We start from the raw sequence: 16,883 nt of genomic DNA on the forward strand, positions 1-16,883 counted from the left end.
CCGCGTACCGTAGACGTCGTGCCTGATATTCCGTTCGGCTTCGCGCTCCCGGGTGGTCAACCACCGGACCCCAACGATCCCGCGGCGATGCAGCAGTTCATGTCGCAGTTGCAGCACCTGCTCTCGGCGCCGGGCAGCGGGCCGGTCAACTGGGACCTGGCCCGGCAGGTAGCCGCCAGCCAGCTCGCCGCCGCCGGCGACCCGGCGGTGTCGCCGTTCGAACGCAACGCGGTCGAGGAGGCGCTGCGCATCGCCGACCTGTGGCTGGAGCCGGCGACCTCGTGGCCCTCCGGCATCCGCACCTCGGTCGCCTGGAACCGCAACGAGTGGATCTTCAAGACGCTCGACGTGTGGCGCAAGCTCTGCGACCCGGTGGCCAGCCGGATGGTCGGCGCGATGGGCGACCTGGTGCCGCCGGAGGCCCGCGCCCAGCTCGGCCCGATGCAGTCGATGGTCGCCACGCTCGGCGGCGCCCTCTTCGGCGGCCAGCTCGGCCAGGCGCTCGGCTCGCTCGCCGCCGAGGTGCTCTCCGCCGGTGACATCGGCCTGCCGCTCGGCCCCGCCGGCACCGCCGCGCTCGTTCCCGCCAACATCAAGGTGTACGGCGAGGGCCTGGAGCTGCCCGAGGACGAGGTACGCCTCTACGTGGCCCTGCGCGAGGCCGCCCACCAGCGGTTGTTCCAGCACGTGCCGTGGCTGCGCGGGCACGTGCTGACCGCGGTGGAGAACTACGCCGCGGGCATCCGGGTCAACCGGGAGGCGATCGAGGAGGCGATGGGCCGGGTCGACCCGACCGACCCGGAGTCGATGCAGGCGATCGCGCTGGAGGGCATCTTCACGCCCGAGGACACGCCCGCCCAGAAGGCGTCGCTGGCCCGGCTGGAGACCGTACTCGCCCTGGTCGAGGGCTGGGTCTGCCACGTCGTCGACAGCGCCGCCGGTGACCGCCTCCCCAACGTCGTACGCCTCGGCGAGGCGTTCCGCCGCCGCCGCGCCGCGGGTGGCCCGGCCGAGCAGACGTTCGCCGCGCTCGTCGGCCTCGAACTGCGGCCCCGCCGCCTGCGTGAGGCGACGGTGCTGTGGGCGGCGCTGACCGAGCACCGCGGCATCGCCGGCCGGGACGCGGTCTGGGGTCACCCGGACCTGCTGCCCTCCGACGACGACTTCGCCGCCCCGGAGGCGTTCGCCACGACGAGCACCGATCTCGACGACGAGCTGGCGAACTTCGACTTCTCCGCCCCCGGTGCCCCGGAGGAGAAGTCCCCCGGCGAGGACGACGACAAGCGCTGACGCGTACGCCGGACGGGCCCGCACGGTTCCCCGTGCGGGCCCGTCCGCCTCCCCACCCCGCCCGCCCCGCTCCGTCGATCTTGGACTTGTGGCGCCCAGGATGTCCTGAATGAGGCTTCTGCCAGGTGCCACAACTCCAAGATCGGCGAAGTCGGCGGGGCAGCGGGGGCGGTGGGGGCGATGGGTCAGACGGGGCGGCCGGACAGCAGGGCACGGGTGGCCTCCCAGCCCTCGACGGCCGAATCGAGGGCGGCCAGGTCGGCCGGGCCGCGCATCCGGTGCCATCCGGCGGTGACCGCCACGTCCCCGGGGCTCGGCGCCGCCCGCCGCACCTCGGCCGGCGCGGTCGTGTCCAGGTCCAGCGCCGGCAGCCACGCCGGTACGGGCAGTCGCGCCGCCACCCCCAGCAGCCCGGTTCCGCTCCCCTCGACCGGAGCCAGCGCCACCGGCCGGGTGGTGAGCGGGCGCAGCAGCTTGCCGAGCGTCAGCCCCGGCACGTCCGGCGCGTCCGCCGCCACCACCGCCACCTGGTCGTAGCCGCCCGCCCCGTCATCGCGGGCCGCCCGGTCGCCGATGATCGCCGCGAACACCGCGTTCGGGGTGGGCTCGGGCACCTCGTACACACCGGTGCCGGGCCAGACCACCGCGTCGGCCAGCCATCGGTCGCGGGCGGTGACCGCGACGGCGGTCTCGACCTCGTTCAGCGTCGCGAGCAGGTCGACCACGTCCTCGGCGAGCGCAGTACGCCATCGCGCCGGATCGACTCCGGGCGGCGTCCACGTCACCGGGCCGAGCAGCGCCACCACCACACGTCGCGACATTCGCCGACCTTAACCCCACCCCACGGGCGATCATGAAGTTGGCGGTGACGAAGCGGACGAAACGCCGGGCCAACTTCATGATCGACCGCGATGGCGGCGGTGGTCAGGGGATGGCGGCGGTGGCTGCCACGCCCTCCAGGTAGCCGCGGGCGCGCTCCGACCTCGGGTAGCGGGCGACCAGCGCCCAGAACTGGGCGTTGTGGCTGGGCACGATGAGATGCGCCAGCTCGTGCAGCAGCACGTAGTCGATCACCCAGTCGGGCATGTCCTGAACCCGGTGCGAGATCCGGATGGTGCGGTCGGCGGGCGTGCAGGAGCCCCAGCGGCCGTTCTGGTTGGTCACCCAGCGGACGCTCGCAGGCGCGGCGGCCGACCCGTGTTCGGTCAGGTAGAGGTCGATCAGGCGAGCGGCGCGGGCGAGCAGTTCGGCGTCCGAGCGGGCCAGCCGGCCCTCGCGGGCGGCGAGCCGGGCGAGCATCCGGTCGACCCACTCGCTCTCCTCGGCCCGGGAGAACTGGTCGGGGATCAGCACGACGACGCGCTCACCGTCCCGGTACGCGGACACCGTGCGCCGCCGACGCTGGCTGCGCCGCACCTCGACGACGGGCTTCCGCGTCACGGCCATTACCGGTCCGCGCAGCCTCGGTTGACTGTCACGATGGAAAGCTAATGCGTACTGACCAGGACTCCGCAAGAGTCAACACGACGACACGCGCCCGGAAAGTGGCGGTTGATTGTCAGGAGTCCGGAAAAAATTCTTTGCGACGGTAGCTGACCATCACCTGACCGGCCCTGTTCACGTTAAGTGATCTACGACGAGTGACAGTCGGCGGGGCCACGCGAAGCGGATCTGGGTGCATTCATCCGGCGTGTCCGCGCGAAACTGACTTATCCGACGTTACTCGGCATGCACACTCTCGACGTCGACTTGCTCACAGAGTCGGCGCACAGCTGACATGGAACTGCCCGTACCTGGGTAGGGTCCGCCAACCACGGTCAGGTGACTGACCGCGGAGAACCCCCGGCGCCGGTGCCACGCGTGGGCCGCCGCAGGGAGACCGCCGGGACACCTCCGGCGGACGAGACGAGGAGGCTACCGTGGCCGACCAGGCCCAGACCTACAACGGTTACTGCGTGAAGTGCAAGGAGAAGCGGGACTTCGAGGGGCACGTGGAGGTCTCGAAGACCGGCATGAACATGGCCAAGGGCAAGTGCCCGGTGTGCGGCACAACAGTGAACCGCATCCTGGGCAAGGCCAAGGTCTGACCCGTACGACACACACCGGGAGGGCGGCCGTCGGCCGTCCTCCCCGGTCGTGTAGCCGACAGAGTTACCGGCTAGTTGTGGAAAACCGGCGAGAACCTGTGGACAACGCTGGCCACGGCTCGCCGCACCTGTGGACAACGAGCGACGGAGCGCGCGGAGACGGTCACGATCAGTGGCGTGACCGACCCGACACCGCTCGTCCGTCCCGTCCTGCTCCCCGGCCTGACCCGACTCTGGCGCGACCGGCACACGCTCCAGCTCGGCGAGCCGCCCGGCCGCGCAGTGCTGCTGGAGATGTCCTCGCCGGGCACGGCCCGCCTGCTCGACCTGCTCGACGGCACCCGCAGCGAACGCGCCGTGCTGGCCGAGGCGCGCGCCGCCCGGGTCCCGCCCGACGAGGCACGCGCCCTGTTCGACACGCTCCGGGACGCCGGGCTGGTGGTACCGGCGCAAGCACTGCTCCCCCGTGATCTCGCCGGAACGACACGGGCCCGCCTGACCGCCGAGGCCACCGCGCTGGCGCTCGCGTCGCCCGACCTGCCCGGCACACCGGCCCGGCTACTGCGCCGCCGCCGCGACGCCCGGGTGCTGGTCACCGGCACCGGACGACTCGGCGCCGTGGTCACCGTCGCGCTGGCGCAGGCCGGCGTCGGGCACGTCGTACCCGACCTGGCCGGCCCGGTCGGCGCCGGTGACCTGGTCGGGACCGGCCTGACCGCCGCGGAGCTGGGCCGGCCGCTGGCCCTCGCGCTACGCGCGGCGCTGGAGCGGTGCGCGCCCGGAACGGTCACCGTCCCGTCGCGGGCGACCCGGCCGGACCTGGTGGTGCAGCTCGGCGTCGACCGTCCGGCCGAGCTGCTCGCCACCGGGTACGCCCGCCGGAATCAGCCCCACCTGCTGGTCGACCTGCGTGGCGGCGTACCGGTGATCGGCCCGCTGGTCTGCCCGCCCGTCGGTCCCTGCCTGCGCTGCCTGGACCTGCACCGAGGCGACCGGGATCCGGACTGGCCCGCGCTCGCCGCCCAGCTCGCCGCCGACCGGGGAGAGCGGGCCTGCACCGCCGCCACCGGGCTCGCCGGGGCGGCCTTCGCGACGGCCGAGGTGCTGGCCCAGCTCGACGGCGCCCGGCCGGAGACGCTCGGCGGCGCGGTGGAGATCCGCGGGCCGGGCCGGGTCCGCTACCGACGGTGGCCGCCGCACCCCTCCTGCGGCTGCTGCCGGCGTCGCCCGATCCGGTCGGCCCCGGCCGCTACCCGCCGCACGGCAGCAGCGGAGGCCCCGCGTCGGTAACAATGGCCGGGTGACCGACATCCCGCGCCGGGCCGTGTCCCGCACCGCCAAACTCGCCGCTCTGCCGCTCGGGTTCGCCGGTCGAACCGTCCTCGGCATGGGCAAGCGGGTGACCGGCCTCGCGTCCGACGTCATCTCCGCCGAGATCCAGCAGCGCACCGCCGAGCAGTTGTTCAGCGTGCTCGGGCAGCTCAAGGGCGGGGCGATGAAGTTCGGCCAGGCCCTGTCGGTGTTCGAGGCGGCGTTGCCCGAGGAGGTCGCCGCGCCCTACCGGCAGGCGCTCACCAAGCTCCAGGAGGCCGCGCCACCGCTGCCGGCGGCGACAGTGCACAAGGTGCTCGCCGAGCAGCTCGGCCCGGACTGGCGCGACCGGTTCATCGAGTTCGACGACACCCCGGCCGCCGCGGCCAGCATCGGCCAGGTGCACCGGGCGGTCTGGCGCGACCCGGGGTACGAAGCGGGGGGCGGCCCCCGGCACCGCGACGTGGCCGTGAAGATCCAGTACCCGGGCGCCGGTGACGCGCTGCTCGCCGACCTCAAGCAGCTCTCCCGGCTCGGCGGCATGTTCCGGGCCATCCAGCCGGGGCTGGACGTGAAGCCGCTGCTGGCCGAGCTGCGTGAGCGCATCACCGAGGAACTGGACTACGAGCTGGAGGCGGAGTCGCAGCGGGCTTTCGCCGCCGCGTACGCCGACGACCCGGACATCTTCATCCCGGAGGTGCTCGACGCCGCGCCGCGGGTGCTGATCACCGAGTGGGTGGAGGGCATCCCGCTGTCCCAGATCATCCGGGAGGGCACCGAGGAGCAGCGGAACGAGGCCGGTCGGCTGATGGCCGAGCTGCACCTGTCCGCGCCGGAGCGGGCCGGGCTGCTGCACGCCGACCCGCACCCGGGCAACTTCCGGCTGCTCCCGGACGGCCGGCTCGGTGTGATCGACTTCGGGGCGGTGGCCCGGATGCCGCAGGGCACGCCCGAACCGATCGGCCGGATCGCGGCGCTGGCGCTGCGCGAGGACGCCGACGCGGTGGTGGAGGGGCTGCGCGCCGAGGGCTTCGTCAGCCGTACCGAGTCGATCGACGCCCCGGCGGTGCTCGACTTCCTGCGTCCGATGCTGGAGCCGATCGCCGCCGACGAGTTCCGTTTCACCCGGGCGTGGCTGCGCGCCGAGGCGACCCGGCTGGCCAGCCCGCGCTCCCCCGCCTACCAGCTCAGCCGGCAGCTCAACCTGCCGCCGTCGTACCTGATGATCCACCGGGTCACGCTGGGCTCGATCGGGGTGCTCTGCCAGTTGGAGGCGAAGGCGTCCTACCGGTCGATCCTGGAACGCTGGCTGCCGGGCTTCGCGCCGGTGGCCTGAGCGCAAGCCGGCGCCGGAAGACCACGAAGGGGCGGTGACCTGGTCGGTCACCGCCCCTTCCTCACGATCGTTCTACAGAACGCCCAGGTCGCGGGCCGACTGGCTGCGACCCCGCATGGCGACGGTACGGGCGGAACGGGTTGCCTCAGTGCTCGTGGTGGTGCGACCGGCCTGAGGCCGGCGCATTCGAGCCCTGGACAACGCTTCGTGGAGTAGTTGCATCTCGAATCCGTTCGGCAGGTTCAGCATCAGGGTTTCTCTTTCAGGTCGGCCGGTGGAGGGACACCGGCATCGGTCGGTTTCGGAACGTAGGTGTGTCAGGCTGCCAGCCGGACGGAGTTCCGCGACTCGGACAGCCCGCTGGCCGCCAGTCGCGCCTCCGCCTCGACCCGAAGCTGCGCGTCACGGGCGAGGTCCTCCTTGCGCGGACGGCCACGGGGCCGTTTGCGCGGGACGACCGCGCCACGCTCGAAGATCTCGCCGCCCCAGACGCCCCAGGGCTCGGCTCGCTCCACCGCACCGGCCAGGCACTCGACGCGCAGCGGGCAGTCCCCGCAGAGCGACTTGGCCAGCTCGAGCTCGGCGGGCGAGTCGGAGAACCACAGGTCGGGGTCGAACTTCCGGCAGGGCAGGTTCGCCTCCACGTCGACGCTCACGTCGAGGGGGGCCAACGCCAGACTCATCCTCCGGTCACCTCTCTCTCACTTCGATCTCGTGGATCGCATTCCGACGTACTTCGGCGGGACAAAAAACTGAGGCCGCGGATCCCGGTATGCGGGTTCCGCGGCCTCGAGGTGAGCCGGTGGTCTGATGGATCAGACCGGTCTACCTCGAGGTGGAACGCCGCGGACATCCGTGCGCTTCTTGGCGCCATCGATGCCCTTGCCCGCGAAGCCACTGGTCCCCTCGACTCCGGCGATCGGCGCAACGGTCAGGTTCAGCTCGGCCTGAACCTGGACCTGGTGCACCTGCGGAGCCGACGGTCGAGCGGCGAGGGCCACCCGGACAGCCGACAGCGGAGCGACGGCAGACGGCATCGCCGCGAGACGCTCATAGTTGAAGATCTTCACTGGTGCCACCTCCCTACTCTCCTCGTGCCGACCGTGGACTCATCCCTCTTGAGCAGCCAGAACGGCGCCGCTCGCGAGGTGTGTCATGAGGCTATTCCTCGCCCTCGGGGGAGGGCAAACGATTTACGGCTAGTTTTCAGAAGTTTTCTGTGGGCAGACGTCGTCCACCGTTGCACCGGCCACCAGGGCGAGCACCGTATCCCCGTAAAGCCCGACTTTTCGGGGCCCGATCCCGGCGATCGCCACCAGTTCCTCGGTGCGGCCGGGCTTCCGCTCGGCCAGCGCGGTGAGCGTGGCGTCGGTGAAGACCACGTACGCCGGCACCTTCTGCGCTCCCGCGACCCGCTGCCGCCACTCGCGCAGCCGTTCGTACAGCTCCTCGTCGATGTCGGACGGACAGGTCGGGCAGCGGCCCAGTTTGCGGTCCGCGCCGGCGAGCAGCGTGGCGCCGCAGATCCGGCAGGAGACCACCTGCGGCCGGCGCCGCTCGGCCCGCCGCGCCGGGCCGGCGCCGCCGGCCCGCTCACCGCCGCCGGACCGGTCGAGCTGCGGCAGGAACCGCGAGGGCCGCCGGGCCCGGCCACCCGGCGAGCGGGCCGTGGCGTACGACAGCCAGAGCCACTCCCGGGCCCGGGTGATCCCGACGTAGAGCAGCCGCCGTTCCTCCTCGACCTGCTCCATCGTCTTCGCGTACGTGGTGGGCAGCGTGCCCTCGGCCAGCCCGACCAGGAACACCGCGTCCCACTCCAGCCCCTTCGCCGAGTGCAGCGACGCGAGCGTCACCCCCTCGACTGTGGGCACGTGCTGCTGGGCGGCCCGCCGGGCGAGTTCCTCGGTGAACCCGGTCAGGTCCGGCTCCTCCTCGGCCTGCGCCGCGTACTCCTCGGCGAGTTGGACCAGCGCGGCGAGCGCCTCCCACCGCTCGCGGGCGGCGCCGCCGGGCGGGGGCGCGTCGGGCGCCCAGCCGACGGCGGTGAGCGCCTCGACCACGGCGGCCCGCAGCGCGGTCCCGGCGTCGGCCGACCGGGTGGCGGCGCGCAACGCGATCATCGCCTGCCGCACCTCGGGCCGTTCGAAGAACCGCTCCGCGCCCTGGAGCACGTACGGCACCCCGGCCTCGGAGAGCGCCTTCTCGTACGCCTCGGACTGCGCGTTGGTGCGGAACAGCACCGCGATCTCCCGGGCCGGGGTGCCACCCGCGACGAGCGTCCGGCAGCGGGCGGCGACCGCGTTCGCCTCGGCCGGCTCGTCGGTGAAGATCCGCAGGTCCGGTTCCGGGCCGGGCCGGCGCTGGCCGTGCAGCTCCAGCCGCAGCCGCGCCTCGGTGCCCCGGGCCTGCGAGATCACCGCGTTTGCCAGACCGACGACCTGCGGGGTGGAGCGGTAGTCGCGGACCAGCCGGACCACTGTCGCGCCGCGGTGCAGCCGGGGGAAGTCGACCAGGTACGACGAGGTGGCACCGGTGAACGAGTAGATCGTCTGGCTGGCGTCGCCGACCACTGTGAGGTCGTCCCGGCCGCCCAGCCACGCCTCCAGCAGCCGCTGCTGGAGCGGGTTGACGTCCTGGTACTCGTCGACCACGAAGTGCCGGTACTGGTTGCGCACCTGCTCGGCCACGTCCGGGTGCTCCTCGATGCCCCAGACCGCGGCGCGCAGCATGTCCTCGAAGTCGATCACCCCGTTGCCGCGCTTGAGCCGCTCGTACGCGTCGAACACGTCCGCCACCCGGGCCGGCTCGTACGGCGTCTCGCGCAGCGCCTTGGCCGCGGCGACCACGTATTCCCCGGGCTCGACAAGCGACGACTTGGCCCACTCGATCTCGGCGGACAGGTCCCGCGCGGCGGCCCGGTCGGCGCGCAGGCCGACCTTGGCGGCGGCCAGCGTGACCACCCGCACCTTGCTGTCCAGCAGCTCCGGCATGGCCCGCCCGGCCAGCAGCCGGGGCGCGAAGTAGCGGACCTGCCGCAGCGCCGCCGCGTGGAACGTGCGCGCCTGCACCCCCTGCACCCCGAGCACGCCGAGCCGGCTGCGCATCTCGGCGGCGGCGCGGGCGGTGAACGTGACCGCCAGCACATGCCGGCCGGCGATGTCGCCGGTCAGCGCCCGGTACGCGATCCGCGAGGTCACCGCCCGGGTCTTGCCGGTGCCGGCGCCGGCCAGGATGCAGACCGGTCCGGCCGGGGCGGTCACCGCGGACCGCTGCTCCGGATCCAGCCCGGCCAGCACCTGTTCCGCCGCTGAGTGAACGCCCACAGCAGGGAATCATCCCAGCATCGTGTGACGTTGCAGCGGTTAGCCTGGCCTGATCGGACCGGGCGCGAGTCACCCCTTGGAGGATCAGACCATGCTGACGATGTATTCCACCCCGTGGTGCGGCTACTGCCACCGGCTGAAGTCGCAGCTCGACCGGGAGGGCATCGCGTACGAGGTGGTCGACATCGAGCAGGACCCGACGGCTGCGGACTTCGTGATGAGCGTCAACGGCGGCAACCAGACCGTCCCGACGCTGCGCTTCGCCGACGGCAGCGCCCTGACCAACCCCTCGATCACCCAGGTCAAGCAGCACCTCGCGGCGCTGCCCGGCTGATCTCCCGCGACACCACGAGCGGCCGTACCCGATCCGGGTGCGGCCGTTCGCCGTCGGTCAGGAGCCTCCGCGGCTGAGCACCCCGTCGTCGGCCGGCCGGCGTGGTGACGGGATCCGTACCGGCACGGCGACCGGCGCGGTCAGTCCGCGGCCCCGCCACAGGTAGAGGCCGGCCGCCGTGGTGACGGCACCGACGAGAGCGAACAGCAGCCGGTAGTCGAACACGCCGACGAGCAGCGCGCCGGTGCCGATGGAAAGCGCCTGCGGCCCGCTGACCAGGGCCTCGGACGCGGCGGTGACCCGGCCGAGCAGCCGCGGTGGCGTCCGCCGCTGGATCAGCGTGTTCAACCCCACCATGGTCAGCGGCAGCGACAGGCCGGCCAGCAGCAGCGCCACCACCCCGAGCCACAACCGGGGGTACGCCAGCGCCAGCGCTGCTGGTCCGAAGAACGTCACGCCCGCCGCGAGCGCGCCGACCTCGCCGAACCGGCGGACCACGGCGGCCGAGAACAGGCCGCCGACCAGCCCGCCGACGCCCTGCACCATGACCAGCACGCCGACGAACGCGGCGTCGCGGTGCAGGCCCAGATCGACGTACGCGAAGATCAGCGACTCGGTGAAGCCCATCACCAGCGAGCCGAGCCCGTACCCGAGCAGCGCCCGGCGCAGCGCCGGCTCGCCGGTCAGGTGGCGCAGTCCCGCGCCCAGTTCGGACGGCCCGCGCCGATCCGGCCGTGCCGGCGTGCTCTCCTCCACGCGCAGCCGCGCGACCACCGCCGCCGCGGTGACGAAGCCGGTCATGGCGAGCAGGACCAGCAGCCAGCCGCCCACGGCGGCGTACACACCCGCCCCGGCCAGCGGCCCGATCAGCCGCAGGCCCTGCCGGACGGTCTGGAGCAGCCCGTTCGCGTCGGCGAGCAGGTCGGCCGGAACCAGGTGCCGGATCAGTCCGTTGAGCACGGCGGTGAGCGTGATGTACGACAGCCCGTAGAGCGCGGCGACCACGTAGATCACCCAGACGTCGGACCGGTCCCGGACCGTGAGCAGCGGGCCGAGCAGCACTGCCGCGACCAGGTTGGCGGCGATGAAGAACTGCCGCCTGCGGTAGCGGTCGACCACCCAGCCGACCAGCGGGGCGAGCGCCATCGGCGCGATGACCGCGAAGATGGTCGCCCCGGCCATGCTGTCCGAGCCGGTCAGGTCCTTGACCCAGACGGCCAGGGCGAGCAGCAGGACCGACTCCGCCGCCATGCTCGCGACGAGCGCGGCGAACAGGAGACGGAAGTCGGGGCGGCGCAGGACGGTGCGCATCGGGGTCCCTCCACGGTCCTCTTTTTGTCTCGTGACACGCCCGTGCCGGAGCCTCCGACGCCGGTCGCGCCGTCCATACTGACCGTGGGGGGCGAATTTCATACAGTTACCGTCGCGTCAAGCGACGGTCGACGGGAAAGAGGACGCCGTGCCTCCTGCCGCACCAGGCCCGATTCTGCGCCGTCGTCGCCTCGGCATCGAGCTGCGTCGGCTCCGCGAACAGGCCGGTCTGACCGGTGACCAGGTCATCGAGCGGATCGGCTGGGCCTCCGCATCCAAGTTGTCCCGTCTGGAGAACGGCCGCAGCCGTCCCGACCCGGACGACGTGGACGTGTTGCTGACGCTCTACGGCGCCGACGAGGAGCAGCGCGCGGAACTGACCGGGATCACCCACGAGGCCGGCGACATGCGCGGTTGGCTGCGCAACTTCCCGGTGATGACCCAGCAGCAGCGCGCCTTCGCCGAACTGGAGGCGGGTTGCGCGGAGATCTCCGAGTACAACCCGGTGCTGGTGCCGGGGCTGCTGCAGACGCCCGGGTACGCCCGGCACCGGATCCTGTCCGCCGCGCAGGTCGCCGCCGAGGCCGGCGACCCGGAGACAGAGGATCCCGAGACCGAGGTACGCGCGCGGCAGGCCCGCCAGTCGCTGCTGACCCGCTCCCCCGACGTGCCCCGCTACACGGCGGTGCTGGAGGAGGCGGCGCTCGGCCGCCGGGCCGGGCCGCCGGAGGTGCTGCACGAGCAACTCGTCCACCTGTGCGAGATGGCGCTGCTGCCGAACGTGACGCTGCGTCTGCTGCTGCGGGACACCCGGGTCGGTGACTGGTACCTTCCGCCGACCGCGTTCTCGGTCTACCGGTTCGCCGATCCCCTCGATCCGGAGACACTCGCCATCGAAGGTGGGTTCACCGACGTCATGTCGACCGAGGTAAACACCCTAAATCGCTATAAAGTGGTGTTCGAGTGGCTATGCTCGTCGGCACTCTCCGCATCGGACACCCTCTCCTGGTTGATCGAGGCGACGGGGCGGCTGACCGGCACGGCAGTCGAGTCCACGGTGGCGTACGGGCCGGCAACGGCGCCGGCCCAGCGTCGCCGGGACTCGGGGCGCCTCACCACGGAACGGTGATCCGGCACGGACACCGCCCGCGCTCCGGCGTCGCTCGGTCCCATCGGAGCACCTCACCAGGAGCAAGCACCATGAACGAGATCCACACCAGCACGACCGCCCGCTCGGGGCGGCTCGCCGGCGCCGCTTGGCGCAAGAGCACCCGCAGCCAGACCTCCAACTGCGTGGAGGTCGCACCGCTCGGCTCCGGGCCGGGCACCGTGGCCCTGCGGGACAGCAAGGACCCGAGCGGACCGGTCCTGCTGTTCGACCGGGCCGGTTGGCTCGGCTTCCTCGCCGGCACGAAGAGCGGTCAGTTCGATCTGGACTGATCCGGCGAACCACGGGGGGCCGTCGGCGCGAGCCGGCGGCCCCTTGCGCGTCCACCCCCGACGACGGTGCTGACCTGGGATCCCCCGATCGGTCGAGCTGGCGCGTTCCCCTTGCCGGGCGGACACATCGGCGTAACATGACGCGCGAGTGACGTGGAAGTTCCAGCGTGTAACCGCCGATTGTCCGGGGGACACCATGCGGTTCCTGATCGTCCGCACCGAGATCCGCACCGCCGCCGACGCCGACATCGCCGCCGCCTGGGCCGGCGGAGGCCGCCTGCGGGACGAGACGTGCACGCCCGAACCCCGCCGCCAGGTCGTCCACGCCGAGGACCGGGACGCCGCACTCCTGCTCGCCCGCGCACTGTCCGCCGTCGGTGCGGTACGCGCGGGCCGGCACCGGGTCAAGGTGCTGCCGATCGAGGAACACACACCCGGGCACCCGTACTGCTGGGACGGTGGATGACCGGACGCTGACGTCCGTCGTGGCCGGACCGGCCTCCCCCGCCGTTTTCCCGCCTCACCCGGCCTCGACGGCACGTGTTCCCGGCCCGCGACCGTCGCGGCAACGACGGTCCGGGTCGGGGCCGCGTCCCCACCCCCGTTCCACCCGCCCCGGGTCCGCCCGGCCCGGGTCCGCCCCGGCCCGAGTCCGCCCGGCCTCGCCAGGTCGGGGAGGTGGCTGCATCCCACCGCCCTCGACCACGCCACTTCCCCGAACTGGCGCCGCCGCACCAACCGAGACACGGCAACCCGACGAGGTCGGCCGGGGTCAGCAGTGGCCGTCGAGCCAGCGGTGCACCAGGAACAACGCGATCGACGACGGGGGCGGCAGGACCAGCCGGTCTCCCCCGCCCACCGGCACCGGCTCGCCCGCCAGCGCCGCGCCGATCTCCCGGCGGGTGAACCAGCGCGCGTGCGCGATCTCGGCCAGGTCGACCCGGATCGGCGCGTCCGCGTCGGCGCGGGCCAGGAAGCCGAGCATCAGCGAGCCGGGGAACGGCCAGGACTGGCTGCCCACGTACGCGATCTCCTCGACCGGGACGCCCACCTCCTCGCGGACCTCGCGCAGCACGGCGGCCTCGGCCGACTCGCCGGGCTCGACGTATCCGGCCAGGCAGGAGTAGCGGCGCTGTCCCGGGGTGCGCGGCCAGGCCGCGTTGTTGCCGAGCAGGCAGCGGCCGTCCGGGCCGTCCACCCCGTCGTGCACCAGCACGATCATGGCCGGATCGGTACGCGGCCAGACCCGGCCGCCGTCCGGGTCGATCCGCGACCAGCCGGCCTCGTCGGCGCTCGTCGCCTTGCCGGTCGTCGACGAGTAGCCGTGCCGCAGGTGCCAGTTGAGCAGCGCCAGCGCGGTGGTGAACAGGCCCGCGTCCCGGTCGGTCATCAGGTGGCCGACCTCGCGCAGGTGGGCCGGACGGGTGTCCGGCAGCGCCGGCAGCGGCCCGTCCACCGCGAACACGGGCACGCCGTCCGGCTCGACGCCGAGGAACATCGGCACCGACCGGGGCACCTCGGGCAGCTCACCGGGGCCGACCAGGACCAGCTCCGGCGGGGTCGACGCGCCCCGGACCAGCGCCCGCCCCTCGGCGGCGGAGTCCAGCACCAGCACCCTTGCCCGTTCCCACGCCTCGGTCAGCCAGGCCGGATCGGTACGCCGGTGCGCGGCCCGGTCGAGCGTCGACCGGGCCAGCGGCGGAGCGGGTTCGCCGCTCATGCCGATTCCGTACGCACCGGTGTCAGCGCGGCGAGCGAGTCGGCCACCCGAGCCGCGTCGCCGAGCACGACCGTGACCGCGCGTGCCGGGGCCAGGTAGCGGGCGGCCACCTCGGCCACGTCGTCCACCGTCGTGGCGGCCAGCCGGGCGGCGTACTCGGCGAGGAAGTCCAGCCGCAGCCCGTTGCCGGCGTACGCGCTGGTCAGCGACGCGAGACCGGCCTGGGTGGACATGCCGAGCTGAAGGGTGCCGAGCGCGTACTGACGGGCCTGCTCCAGCTCGTCGGTCTTCGGCGGCACCGTCGCCAGGCGGCCCAGCTCGTAGGTGGTCTCCACCAGCGCCGCCGCTGTCACCTCGGTGGCCACCTCGGCGCCGGCGACGAGCAGCGAACCGGCCACCGAGTGCTCGACGAGCGAGTGCGGCCCGTACGTGTAGCCCTTGTCCTCGCGGATGTTCTCCACCCAGCGGGAGGAGAAGTAGCCGCCGAAGATCAGGTTGGCGAGCTGCAACGCGGCGTGGTCCGGGTGGGTACGGGGCACCGCGGGCAGCGCGAGGCGTACCGAGGACTGCACCGAGCCGGGCCGGTCGACCAGCAGCAACGGCCCGGGTTCCAGCGGCGGCGCCGGGGGCAGCTCGGCGACGTGTCCGTCACCGCGCCACCCGGCGAGCGCCTTCTCGGCCGCGTCCAGCGCCCGTTCCGGGGCCACGTCGCCGACGAGCACCAGCACCGCGCCGGCCGGATGCACCCGCTCGGCGTGCAGCCGGCGCAACGCGGCCGGGCGGACCGCCCGGACCTGGTCCGGGTCGGGGGTCTGCTCCGCGTACGGGTGCCGGCCGTACACCCGCTTGAGCAGCGCGGTACGGGCCAGGTGCGACGGCTGGCTCTGGGCGACCTGGATGCGGTCGACCAGGCGGTCCCGCTCGGTCTCCACCCAGTCGGCCGGGTAGGTGGCGCCGGTAAGCACCTCGGCGAGCAGCTCCAGCATCCGGTCCAGGCCGGTGACCAGGCCCGCACCGGAGAGCATCAGCCGGTCCGGGTCGAGGCCGGCGGTCAGCCCGCCGCCGACCTTCTGCAACTCGGCCGCCAGCTCGGTGGCGCTGTGCGCCTCGGTGCCGGAGAGCATGGTCTGCGCCAGCATCGCGCCGCGGGCCAGGTGGGTGCGCCCGAACGGCATCCACAGTCGCAGCTCGACCAGCGGTACGGAGGAGCGGCGTACCGCGATCACGGTGAGGCCGTTGGCAAGCGTGCGCTCGGCCTGCTTGGGCACCTTGAGGCGGCGGTTCGGACCGAGTGCCGGCAGTGGCCGGACGGTGGTGGCGGTGGTCGTACTCGTGCTCATCGGGCTCCTCCGGCGACGACCTCGACTGCCGCGCGGCGCTCGGGCCGCAGGGTGGCGGCGGCGGCGCGGACCTGTTCCTCGGTCACCTCGCCGACCAGCCGGGGCAGGTCGTTGAGCAGGCCGGGTTCGCCCCGTTGCTGTTCCAGCACCGCCATCCGCAACGCGCGGCCGAGCACCGCGTCCGTGTCGCGCAGCAGGTGGGTGGCCATCCGGGCCTGGGTACGCGCCAGCTCCCCCTCGGTCAGCCCGCCGGTCGCCAGCCGGTCCAACTCCTCGTCGATGGTGCGCAGCACCTTGTCCACGTCGCCGCCGGGCGGCAGGTGCGCCTGGAGCAGCAGCGCGGTGGGGTCGCGGACGTCGAACGGGTCGCCCATGAAGCCGAGATATCCGCCGAGGCTGGTGACCGACCGGTCGCGCTGCACCAGCCGCTCGACCAGCCGGGAGGCGTCGCCGTCGGTGAGCACCTCGGCCAGCACCACGTACGGCAGGTAGCCGGCGAAGTCGCTGACCGGGTCGGGCACCCGCCACGCGCCGGCCACCGCCGGGAGCGGGGCCAGCGCGTCGGTGTACGTGCTGCGCCGTTCGGTGATCAGGTCGGGCTCGGCGAAGTCGGGCCGCTGCGGGGCGGGCCGGGCCGGCACGTCCCCGAAGTGCCGCTCGATCAGCGTGGTCGCCTCGGCCACGTCGATGTCGCCGCTGACCGCGAGTACGGCGTTGCCGCTGGCGTAGTAGCGGCGGAAGAAGTCGGCGGCGTCGGCCACTGTCGCCGACTCCAGGTCGACGAAGGAGCCGTAGCCGTCGTGCGCGTTGGGGAAGGTGTCGAACATCACCGGGGGCAGCGTCAGCCAGGGGAACCCGCCGTACGGCCGGTTCAGCACGTTGACCCGGATCTCCTCCTTGACCACGTCGACCTGGTTGCGCAGGTTCTCCTCGGTCAGCCGGGGGCCGCGCATCCGGTCGGCCTCCAGGAACAACGCCCGTTCCAGGGCGTTCGCGGGAAGCGTCTCGAAGTAGTCGGTGTAGTCCAGGTGGGTGGAGCCGTTGAACGTCCCGCCGGCGCCCTGGACGTGGCGGAAGTGGGCCAGCTTCTCCAGGTTCTCCGAGCCCTGGAACATCAGGTGCTCGAAGAGGTGGGCGAACCCGGTGCGTCCCTCGGGCTCGGAGCGGATGCCGACGTCGTAGACCACCGCCACCCCGATGACCGGGGCGCTGCGGTCCGGCGTGAGCACCACGCGCAGGCCGTTGTCGAGGGTGAACCGTTCGACCGGGTACTTCGTCGCTGGGATCTTCGCTCTCCGCGTCGGCACGAGATCGACACTAGCGCCTCGGCACCGGCTCTATCGCCGGTGTGCCCTGGCCGAACGGTGGACTGTTGCGGGACGGGTCTTGAC

The 16,883-nt window shown here is 72.9% G+C and carries 17 protein-coding genes; 8 read left to right on the forward strand and 9 right to left on the reverse strand.

Annotated elements, in window-relative coordinates; translation table 11 throughout:
* Nucleotides 1-18: 18 nt before the first annotated feature.
* On the forward strand, nt 19-1,290 hold the full coding sequence (locus O7546_RS24095; RefSeq protein ID WP_091423230.1) for a zinc-dependent metalloprotease: 1,272 nt from the start codon (nt 19-21) through the stop codon (nt 1,288-1,290).
* Between the two features lie 185 nt (nt 1,291-1,475).
* On the opposite strand, the gene O7546_RS24100 is transcribed toward O7546_RS24095, so the two are convergent.
* Together O7546_RS24100 and O7546_RS24105 are read right to left on the reverse strand one after the other, a co-directional pair.
* Nucleotides 1,476-2,111, reverse strand: a complete 636-nt coding sequence (locus O7546_RS24100) for a hypothetical protein (protein ID WP_194800478.1) — start codon at nt 2,109-2,111, stop codon at nt 1,476-1,478.
* Nucleotides 2,112-2,214: 103 nt separating this feature from the next.
* Nucleotides 2,215-2,736, reverse strand: coding sequence for a M48 family metallopeptidase (locus tag O7546_RS24105; RefSeq protein ID WP_194800477.1), 522 nt, complete (start codon nt 2,734-2,736; stop codon nt 2,215-2,217).
* Nucleotides 2,737-3,209: 473 nt separating this feature from the next.
* Here O7546_RS24105 and O7546_RS24110 point away from each other — a divergent pair, with 473 nt between their 5' ends.
* The 3 genes from O7546_RS24110 (at nt 3,210) to O7546_RS24120 (ending at nt 6,024) form a co-directional block, all read left to right on the forward strand.
* Complete coding sequence (locus O7546_RS24110; protein WP_007464795.1) at nt 3,210-3,377, forward strand: DUF5679 domain-containing protein; 168 nt, start codon at nt 3,210-3,212, stop codon at nt 3,375-3,377.
* 177 nt (nt 3,378-3,554) lie between these two features.
* On the forward strand, nt 3,555-4,667 hold the full coding sequence (locus O7546_RS24115; RefSeq protein ID WP_194800476.1) for a hypothetical protein: 1,113 nt from the start codon (nt 3,555-3,557) through the stop codon (nt 4,665-4,667).
* Nucleotides 4,668-4,677: 10 nt separating this feature from the next.
* Nucleotides 4,678-6,024, forward strand: coding sequence for an AarF/ABC1/UbiB kinase family protein (locus tag O7546_RS24120; protein WP_194800475.1), 1,347 nt, complete (start codon nt 4,678-4,680; stop codon nt 6,022-6,024).
* 317 nt (nt 6,025-6,341) lie between these two features.
* Here O7546_RS24120 and O7546_RS24125 read toward each other — a convergent pair whose 3' ends face one another.
* The 3 genes from O7546_RS24125 to O7546_RS24135 form a co-directional block, all read right to left on the reverse strand.
* Complete coding sequence (locus O7546_RS24125) at nt 6,342-6,707, reverse strand: WhiB family transcriptional regulator (RefSeq protein WP_194800474.1); 366 nt, start codon at nt 6,705-6,707, stop codon at nt 6,342-6,344.
* A 132-nt stretch (nt 6,708-6,839) separates the two neighbouring features.
* Complete coding sequence (locus O7546_RS24130; RefSeq protein ID WP_082931090.1) at nt 6,840-7,094, reverse strand: hypothetical protein; 255 nt, start codon at nt 7,092-7,094, stop codon at nt 6,840-6,842.
* Between the two features lie 129 nt (nt 7,095-7,223).
* Nucleotides 7,224-9,347, reverse strand: a complete 2,124-nt coding sequence (locus O7546_RS24135) for an ATP-dependent DNA helicase UvrD2 (RefSeq protein ID WP_194800473.1) — start codon at nt 9,345-9,347, stop codon at nt 7,224-7,226.
* Between the two features lie 91 nt (nt 9,348-9,438).
* Here O7546_RS24135 and O7546_RS24140 point away from each other — a divergent pair, with 91 nt between their 5' ends.
* Nucleotides 9,439-9,681 (forward strand): mycoredoxin, encoded by a 243-nt coding sequence (locus O7546_RS24140; protein ID WP_018784736.1) that lies wholly within the window; start codon nt 9,439-9,441, stop codon nt 9,679-9,681.
* 57 nt (nt 9,682-9,738) lie between these two features.
* Here the strand turns inward: O7546_RS24140 and O7546_RS24145 are convergent, their stop codons facing one another.
* Nucleotides 9,739-10,992 carry an MFS transporter gene (locus O7546_RS24145; RefSeq protein WP_194800472.1) on the reverse strand — a complete coding sequence of 418 codons (1,254 nt, stop codon included), beginning with the start codon at nt 10,990-10,992 and terminating at the stop codon, nt 9,739-9,741.
* Between the two features lie 148 nt (nt 10,993-11,140).
* Between O7546_RS24145 and O7546_RS24150 the strand changes: the two genes are divergently transcribed.
* The 3 genes from O7546_RS24150 to O7546_RS24160 all read left to right on the forward strand — a co-directional run bounded on the left by O7546_RS24150 (nt 11,141) and on the right by O7546_RS24160 (nt 12,898).
* On the forward strand, nt 11,141-12,121 hold the full coding sequence (locus tag O7546_RS24150; protein WP_194800471.1) for a helix-turn-helix transcriptional regulator: 981 nt from the start codon (nt 11,141-11,143) through the stop codon (nt 12,119-12,121).
* A gap of 71 nt (nt 12,122-12,192) precedes the next feature.
* Nucleotides 12,193-12,432: a DUF397 domain-containing protein gene (locus O7546_RS24155; protein WP_194800470.1), complete on the forward strand. Its 240-nt coding sequence runs from the start codon at nt 12,193-12,195 to the stop codon at nt 12,430-12,432.
* Between the two features lie 196 nt (nt 12,433-12,628).
* The gene (locus O7546_RS24160) at nt 12,629-12,898 is read left to right on the forward strand and encodes a hypothetical protein (RefSeq protein WP_194800469.1); all 270 of its coding nucleotides are present in this window, start codon (nt 12,629-12,631) and stop codon (nt 12,896-12,898) included.
* Nucleotides 12,899-13,204: 306 nt separating this feature from the next.
* Here the strand turns inward: O7546_RS24160 and nudC are convergent, their stop codons facing one another.
* The 3 genes from nudC to O7546_RS24175 are packed head-to-tail and all read right to left on the reverse strand — an operon-like array spanning nt 13,205 to nt 16,799.
* A complete protein-coding gene (nudC, locus tag O7546_RS24165; RefSeq protein WP_194800468.1) occupies nt 13,205-14,152 on the reverse strand; it encodes an NAD(+) diphosphatase in 948 nt (315 codons plus the stop codon).
* Nucleotides 14,149-15,492 (reverse strand): pitrilysin family protein, encoded by a 1,344-nt coding sequence (locus O7546_RS24170; protein ID WP_194800467.1) that lies wholly within the window; start codon nt 15,490-15,492, stop codon nt 14,149-14,151. Before O7546_RS24170 ends, nudC begins: the two co-directional genes overlap by 4 nt.
* Nucleotides 15,489-16,799 (reverse strand): pitrilysin family protein, encoded by a 1,311-nt coding sequence (locus tag O7546_RS24175; RefSeq protein ID WP_194800466.1) that lies wholly within the window; start codon nt 16,797-16,799, stop codon nt 15,489-15,491. Before O7546_RS24175 ends, O7546_RS24170 begins: the two co-directional genes overlap by 4 nt.
* Between the last annotated feature and the right edge of the window lie 84 nt (nt 16,800-16,883).

The organism is Micromonospora sp. WMMA1976 (genome assembly GCF_027497335.1).
Classification (GTDB): domain Bacteria; phylum Actinomycetota; class Actinomycetes; order Mycobacteriales; family Micromonosporaceae; genus Micromonospora; species Micromonospora aurantiaca.